The sequence below is a fragment of the Allosphingosinicella sp. genome (genome assembly GCF_036387215.1).
Lineage (GTDB): Bacteria > Pseudomonadota > Alphaproteobacteria > Sphingomonadales > Sphingomonadaceae > Allosphingosinicella.
Genome location: NZ_DASVUE010000224.1, coordinates 1 through 4,518, shown reverse-complemented (window position 1 = coordinate 4,518; position 4,518 = coordinate 1). Strand labels below are relative to the sequence as shown.

General features: G+C 65.3%; 5 protein-coding genes. 2 read left to right on the top strand and 3 right to left on the bottom strand.

Annotated elements, in window-relative coordinates:
- On the top strand, positions 1-1,261 hold a 1,261-nt coding region (locus VF662_RS08770), incomplete at its 5' end, for a putative bifunctional diguanylate cyclase/phosphodiesterase (protein WP_464139965.1).
- Positions 1,262-1,384: 123 nt separating this feature from the next.
- On the top strand, positions 1,385-2,047 hold the full coding sequence (locus VF662_RS08765) for a L,D-transpeptidase family protein (protein WP_464139963.1): 663 nt from the start codon (positions 1,385-1,387) through the stop codon (positions 2,045-2,047).
- Here the strand turns inward: VF662_RS08765 and accC are convergent.
- The 3 genes from accC to aroQ are packed head-to-tail and all read right to left on the bottom strand — an operon-like array spanning position 2,044 to position 4,365.
- Positions 2,044-3,399 carry an acetyl-CoA carboxylase biotin carboxylase subunit gene (gene accC / locus VF662_RS08760; protein WP_464139961.1) on the bottom strand — a complete coding sequence of 452 codons (1,356 nt, stop codon included), beginning with the start codon at positions 3,397-3,399 and terminating at the stop codon, positions 2,044-2,046. The genes VF662_RS08765 and accC overlap by 4 nt on opposite strands.
- Positions 3,400-3,406: 7 nt before the next feature.
- A complete protein-coding gene (accB, locus tag VF662_RS08755; RefSeq protein ID WP_464139959.1) occupies positions 3,407-3,892 on the bottom strand; it encodes an acetyl-CoA carboxylase biotin carboxyl carrier protein in 486 nt (161 codons plus the stop codon).
- Between the two features lie 32 nt (positions 3,893-3,924).
- The gene (gene aroQ, locus VF662_RS08750) at positions 3,925-4,365 is read right to left on the bottom strand and encodes a type II 3-dehydroquinate dehydratase (protein ID WP_464139957.1); all 441 of its coding nucleotides are present in this window, start codon (positions 4,363-4,365) and stop codon (positions 3,925-3,927) included.
- Positions 4,366-4,518: the final 153 nt, after the last annotated feature.

Below are 4,518 nucleotides of genomic sequence, written 5' to 3'. Positions count from 1 at the left end.
CCAGACGCAGGTGGAGCAGGTTCTCGCCAGGTGCGAGGCGACGGACGGCGAATTCGCGCTCCTTCTCCTCGACGTCGACAATTTCAAACGCGTCAACGACACGCTTGGTCATGATGCAGGCGACAAATTGCTCTGCACCTTCGCCGAGCGTCTCACCGCGGCTGCTAGGGGAGACGACGTGGTCGCAAGGTTGGGCGGCGACGAATTCGCCGTGCTGCTTACGGGCGTCGGTTCACCCGAAGGGGTTGCGGCGGCCGTCGACGGACTGCTGGAGCGGCTGCGCGAACCCTGCATCTATGCGGGGCGCATGCTGGATTGCCACGCCAGCATCGGCGCCAGCATCTACCCCATGCATGGCGCCGACCGCGCAACCCTGCTGAAGAGCGCCGACATCGCCCTCTACGCGGCCAAGGCTGCCGGAAGAAGCAATCTGAAGCTGTTCGAACCGAGGATGCGGCGCGAGATGCAGCTTCGTTCCTCGATGTTGAACCTGGCAAGGGATGCACTCTCCAAGAAAAGGATCGTGCCCTTCTATCAGCCGAAGGTGGAGCTCAGGACCGGCAAGACAGCGGGCTTCGAGGCGTTGCTCCGGTGGAACCATCCTGCTCGCGGCGTCCAGATGCCTGCCACGATCGCGGCGGCGTTCGAGGATACGAATCTTGCCGCGGAGATCAGCGACCAGATGATCGACCAGGTGATCGAGGACGCACGCCGCTGGCTCGACGACGGCGTTCGCTTCGGGCACGTCGCGATCAATGCGGCTGCCGCGGAATTCCGTCGAGGAAGCTTCGCCGAACAGCTCCTGGAGCGCCTGGATCGGGCCCGGATACCCACCAGCTATATCCAGCTTGAGGTAACGGAGACGGTGTTCCTCGGCCGCGGTGCGGAATATGTCGAACGGGCGCTGAAGACTCTGAGCAAGGCGGGCGTCAAGATCGCGCTCGACGACTTCGGCACCGGCTACGCTTCCCTTTCTCACCTCAAGCAGTTCCCGGTCGACCTTCTCAAGATCGACCGTTCTTTCGTCAGGGATTTCGATCTCTTCCCGGACGACGGGGCGATCATCCGTGCGGTGGTGAGCCTCGGCCAAAGCCTCGGCATCAAGGTCATCGCGGAAGGCATAGAGACGGAGGCGCACCATCGCTTTCTCGTCGGCTCCGGATGCGAGTTCGGGCAGGGTTTCCTCTACGCCAAGGCCGTTCCGGCAGCCGAGGTGCCGGGGCTGCTCAGAACAAAGAAATATCCGTGCCTCGTCGCCTGAGAGGGGGAGGATCGGAAGGTTAGCAGTTGGGAGCCCGGCGTCCCGAATGGAGACGGGTGAAACAGCACTCTAGCGCCCGGAATGCGACTCGAACAAACAGCCGGCGGCAGCTGGGAGTTTGCGATGTCGAGCGTGATCAAGCGGATGATGTTGGTCGGCATTTCAGTCGCCGGAAGCCTCGCCTTCACCGCCGCCTGCACGCGCGAGTCACCGTCGGCGGGCAAGGAGATGCCGGCTCCCCGCCTGACCGCCGCTTCGGCACGCGCGGATGAGGCCCGGCCGCCTGTCTTGAAAGCTGCAGCCACCGCGGAACAGCCCTTCACGATCAAGTCGGTGCTTCAGCCGGACGCGCCCATGGGTGCCGGCGACTATGTCTGGAATTCGGACGGAGTGCCTCCGGGGCCGATCCTGATCGCGATCGATCTCGGGGCGCAGCGGCTCTACGCCTATCGAGGCGGGGTGGAGATCGGGCGCTCGTCGATCCTCTACGGCGCCGACGACAAGCCGACGCCGCTCGGCACCTTCCCGATCCTCCAGAAGAAGCGGCGCCACGTCTCCAACCTCTACGGTGCCCCGATGCCTTATATGATGCGGCTGACGATGGACGGCGTCGCGATCCACGCGAGCGAGGTGGAGGACGGCTCCGCCACCCACGGTTGCATCGGCGTGCCCGACGAGTTCGCCGCCCTCCTGTTCGCCGAAGCGAAGGTCGGGGACCGGGTGATGATCACTCAGGAGTGGATGCGGGGCGTCTATTACGGCAAGCGCGTCTCGGAGACGGCCTAGGCCGGGTCCGCTTCCCGAGCCAGCCACTCCTCCAGCCACTTGATCGTGTATTCGCCTTCGAGGAACTCGGGATCGCGGACCAGCGCCTGGTGGAGAGGGATGGTGGTCTTCATGCCCTCGATCACATATTCCTCGAGCGCCCGGCGCAGCCGCATGATGCACCGTTCGCGGCTGGAGCCGTAGACGATCAGCTTGGCGATCATGCTGTCGTAATATGGCGGCACCCTGTAGCCGCCGTAGAGCCCGCTATCGACACGGACGTGCATCCCGCCCGGCGCCACGTAGGCTGTGACCGTACCGGGGGAGGGGGCGAAGGTCTTCGGGTCCTCCGCGTTGATCCGGCACTCGATGGCGTGTCCCCGGAAGCTGATCTGCTCCTGCTTGCAGGAGAGGTCTTCGCCCTGCGCGATCCGGATCTGCTCGCGGACCAGATCGATGCCGGTGATCATCTCCGTCACCGGATGCTCGACCTGGAGCCGAGTGTTCATCTCGATGAAGTAGAATTCGCCATTCTCGTAAAGGAACTCGATCGTGCCCGCGCCCCGATAGCCCATGTCGGCCATTGCGCGGGCGACGATGCCGCCCATCCGGTCGCGTTCTTCGGGCGTGATGACGGGGGAGGGCGCTTCTTCCAGCACCTTCTGGTGGCGGCGCTGGAGCGAGCAGTCGCGCTCGCCGAGGTGAACCGCCTGGCCGCGGCCGTCGCCGAACACCTGGAATTCGATGTGGCGCGGATCGCCGAGATATTTCTCCATGTAGACGGTGTCGTCGCCGAAGGCGTTCTTCGCTTCGGATCGTGCCTGGCTGATCTGCGCTTCGAGCTCGTCCTCGGAGCGGACGACCTTCATGCCGCGCCCGCCGCCGCCGGACGCCGCCTTGATCAGCACCGGATAGCCGGTCTCCTTCGCGACCGCGCGCGCTTCCTCGACGCCCTCCACCGGCCCGTCGGAACCTGGAACGAGCGGCAGGCCGAGCTTGGCCGCGGTGCGCTTCGCCTCCACCTTGTCGCCCATCACACGGATATGCTCGGGCTTCGGGCCGATCCAGATGATGTCGTGGCTCTCGACGATCTCCGCGAACTGCGCGTTCTCCGAGAGGAAGCCGTAGCCGGGGTGGATCGCATCTGCATGCGCGATCTCGGCCGCCGAGATGATGTTGGGGATGTTGAGGTAGGAATCGGTCGCGGGCGGCGGGCCGATGCAGATCGCTTCGTCCGCAAGCCGTACGTGCATTGCATCGGCGTCGGCGGTCGAATGGACCGCGACGGTGCGGATGCCCATCTCGTGGCAGGCGCGGTGGATTCGAAGCGCAATCTCGCCGCGGTTGGCGATCAGGATCTTCTGGATCGTCATCTAGGCTCTACTCGATGATGACGAGCGGCTGGTCGTACTCGACCGGCTGCGCATCGATCACCAGCACCTGCTTCACCGTTCCGGCGCGCGGCGCGGTGATCGGGTTCATCACCTTCATCGCCTCGACGATCAGCAAGGTGTCGCCGGCGGCAACGGTGGTCCCGGGCGCGACGAACGGCGCCGACCCGGGCTCGCCCGAAAGATAGACGGTCCCCACCATGGGCGACTTGACCGCCCCTGGATGATTGGCGGGCGAAACTTCTTCCTGCACAGGCGCAGCGGGTGCAGCGGCAGGCGCCGGAGCCGCGGCCGGAGCGGGCGCCGCGGCGGGCGCATAGACGGTTCCGCCGAGCTTCCGCTTCACGACGATCCGACGGTCGCCGTGCTGAACTTCGATTTCTGAAAGATCGCCCTCATTGAGCAATTCGGCGAGCTGGCGCACGAGATCGGTATCGACCTGCATCGCGCCGCCGTCACCCTTGGTGTCGGTCATTGAATTCCTCATTCCCTGTTGCGGGCGCCTTGTCAGAGACGGGCAGCCGCGTCCAGAGCAAGCTGGTAGCCGAGCGGCCCGAAGCCCGCGATCGAGCCGCGCGCGACCGGCGCGACGAAGCTCCGGCGGCGGAAGGATTCCCGCGCCTGCGGGTTGGACAGATGCACCTCGATCACCGGCACCGAGATCGCCTTGATCGCATCGTGCAGCGCAACCGACGTGTGGGTGTAGGCGCCGGCATTGAGGATCACCGCCTTCGCGCCTTCCGCATTCGCCTCGTGCAGCCAGTCGACGAGATGCCCCTCATGGTTCGACTGGCGCATGTCGATCGCAAGGCCGAGCTCCCGCGCCCGGTCCTCGAGCGCTCCGGCGATCTCGTCCAGCGTCTCCGACCCATAGATCTCCGGCTCCCGCACCCCCAAAAGATTGAGGTTGGGCCCGTTCAGCACATAGATGGTCGGTGGCGTCGCCATGGCGAGTCCCTATATGGCGCTCATCCCGGCAGCGCAAAGGCAGGACATGGTCTACGACGACACCTTCTCGATTACCGTCAACGGCGAGCACCGGCGGATCGCGAAGGGCCTGACGATCGCCGACCTCGCGCTCGAACTCGGGCTCGAGCCGAC